Here is a 2601-nt window from a genome sequence, read left to right on the forward strand (position 1 = left end):
TCGCTGCGCTCGCCCTCGCGGCGCTCGCCACGGCCGGCGCCGGAGCGACCACCGCTGCGGCCACCGCCACGACGCTCTTCCTCGGCGGCGCGGGCTTCGCGCGCCTCGCGGAAGATCTGGCCGACGCTCTCGTTCTCGTCACCGTCCTCGCCAGCGACCGTGGCCGGGCGTTCCGGACGCGGCAGTGCGGTCATCAGTTCCTTGGTGACCGGCTCGGACGGAATCTTCTGTTCGATGTAGGCCTCGATGTCCGGCAGGCTCATCGCATAACGCTCGCAGGCGAAGCTGATCGCGTCACCCTCTTCGCCCAGGCGTGCGGTACGGCCGATGCGGTGCACATAGTCTTCGGCGTCGAACGGCAGGTCGTAGTTGTAGACGTACTTGATGCCGTCGATATGCAGGCCGCGGGCAGCCACGTCGGTGGCGACCAGGATTTCCAGCTGGCCCTTCTGGAAGCGGTTGAGCAGGCTCTCGCGCTTCTTCTGCGGCACGTCGCCGGACAGGACGCCGACCCGGTACCCGGCCTTTTCCAGCGAACGCGCCACGCGCTCGACGAAGACCTTGGTGTTGACGAAGACCATGGTGCGGGCGCCCTCGCTGCGCGAGAGCAGGCCCAGCAGCAACGGGATCTTCTCGTCGTCGGCCGGGAAGTAGATCTTCTGGCGCACGCGCGCGGCGGTCACTGTTTCAGCTTCGACCACCAGCTTCTGCGGCTCGTTCATGTGCTCGTAGGCCAGCTCCAGCACGCGATGGCTGAGGGTGGCGCTGAACAGCAGGGTCTGCCGGGTGGTGCGCTCGGGCATGCGGCGCAGCAGGAAGCGGATGTCCTTGATGAAGCCCAGGTCGAACATGCGGTCGGCTTCGTCCAGCACGCAGATCTCGCAGGCGTGCAGCGAAACCACCTTGTGCTGCTTGACGTAATCGATCAGGCGGCCGGGGGTGGCGATGATCACATCCACGCCCTGCTGCAGGATCTCGCGCTGCTTGTCGTAATCCACGCCACCGTAGACGAGGGCGAAACGCAGGCCCAGGTCGGAACCGAACTTCACGGCGTCCTTGTGGATCTGGATGGCCAGCTCGCGGGTGGGCGCCAGGATCAGCGCGCGCGGGTCTTCCGCCTTGCGGTCGGCCAGCGCCGGGCGGCTCAGCAGGCGGTTGACCACGGCAACCAGGAACGCCAGCGTCTTGCCGGTGCCGGTCTGGGCCTGGCCGGCGACATCACCACCGGCCAGCGCGACCGGCAGTGTCAGCGCCTGGATCGGGGTGCAGCGGGTGAATCCGGCTCCTTCAAGGCCGGCCTGCAGGGCCGGATGCAGCTCAAAGGAGGAAAAGGTCAAATCGGTCAGCGGTTTGTCGCTCATGAGTCCGTCTTGGTATGGCCACCGGCCAGCGGGCGGGCGGCACTGCATCGTCTGGGGGCACCGTCGCAAACTGCGGCCCCTGCGGCGGGTCGGCGGACCGGGGACCACCGGGTCCGCGCGCCGCTCAATGCCCCAGTTTAACGCACTCCGGCGGCCAAACCGGAATGAACCGTCTCACACAACCGCGAGACAGGCCCGTGCGGGACGCCTCTTCACCCAGCCACACCGCGCTTGAACAGCCCTGCCGGGGTCGCTGGAGTCCGCGGCTGCCGGCCCCCACTTCAGGAAGACAGTGAAATCCGACACATACCGCGCTTCGAAGCGATCACGATACGCTGGGTTCCAGCCGGCCACTGTCCATGCCCCGCGATAGGGGTACACTGCCGGCCGTGAGCGTCCAGGCATCCCGCCGAACGCACCGCGGCAGGACGCCGCGAGGCAACGACGAGGGTCGCGCCACCGGGCAAGGCCCAGTTCACCCACCTCCGGCCTGGCCGGGTGCAATCCAAGACGAGAAACCAAGATGAGCGACAAGGTTGTACACGTCGGCGATGCCGACTTTGATAGCGCCGTGCTGAATTCCAAGGAACCGGTGCTGGTCGATTTCTGGGCCGAGTGGTGTGGCCCGTGCAAGATGATCGCCCCCGCGCTGGACGAGCTGGCCGATGCCTACCAGGGCCGCGCCAAGATCGCCAAGGTCAACGTCGACAACAATCGTGCGCTGGCCGCCAAGTACCACGTGCGTTCGATCCCGTACCTGGTCGTGTTCAAGGATGGCGAGAAGGTCGGCGAGCAGATCGGCGCGGTGGGCAAGGCCCAGCTGGCCGGCCTGCTGGACAAGGCCCTGGCCTGACCCTGTAACGACTCCGGCAGCCGCCCGGTGCGGCTGCCGGCAGGCGCGGACCGCGCCTGCATGAATGCTGTTCCCGGCGACCCTTGCACGGCGCCGCGGGCCGATGATAGTGTCGGCACATCCGGCCGCGTTCGCGTGCCGCACCTTCTGGACGCAGTTTCTTCCAGACCCATCCCCAACGTTCGCCGCCCCAGCCGGGCGCTCGCACCTTCAAGCGAGGAATAACGCTCTTGTCCGATAACACTCCCGAAACCGGCAGCGCAGAAGCGCCCGCCGAAAAGCGCGTGCGCAAGGCCCGCGTGACCAAGGCTGCCGCACCGGCCGCCGCCCCGCTAGAATGCCGGCATGAAAGCCCTGCATTCCCTGTTCCTCGCCGCCGCGATCGCG

2 protein-coding genes are annotated in these 2601 nt (G+C 67.4%); one reads left to right on the forward strand and one right to left on the reverse strand.

All coding sequences use genetic code 11. The annotated features are described in order from the left end of the window. Nucleotides 1-1361 (reverse strand): ATP-dependent RNA helicase RhlB (rhlB, locus tag QMZ25_RS18980; RefSeq protein WP_283220130.1); only part of this gene is annotated, 1361 nt, incomplete at its 3' end. 523 nt (nucleotides 1362-1884) lie between these two features. Between rhlB and trxA the strand changes: the two genes are divergently transcribed. Continuing rightward, nucleotides 1885-2214 (forward strand): thioredoxin, encoded by a 330-nt coding sequence (trxA, locus tag QMZ25_RS18985; protein ID WP_025878607.1) that lies wholly within the window; start codon nucleotides 1885-1887, stop codon nucleotides 2212-2214. Nucleotides 2215-2601: the final 387 nt, after the last annotated feature.

Source organism: Stenotrophomonas sp. RS-48, assembly GCF_030053245.1.
GTDB lineage: Bacteria > Pseudomonadota > Gammaproteobacteria > Xanthomonadales > Xanthomonadaceae > Stenotrophomonas > Stenotrophomonas maltophilia_P.

What these genes read in the sequence shown, in the direction of transcription:
- trxA (WP_025878607.1), top strand. Translation starts at nt 1,885, where the DNA reads ATGAGCGACAAGGTTGTACACGTCGGCGATGCCGACTTTGATAGCGCC.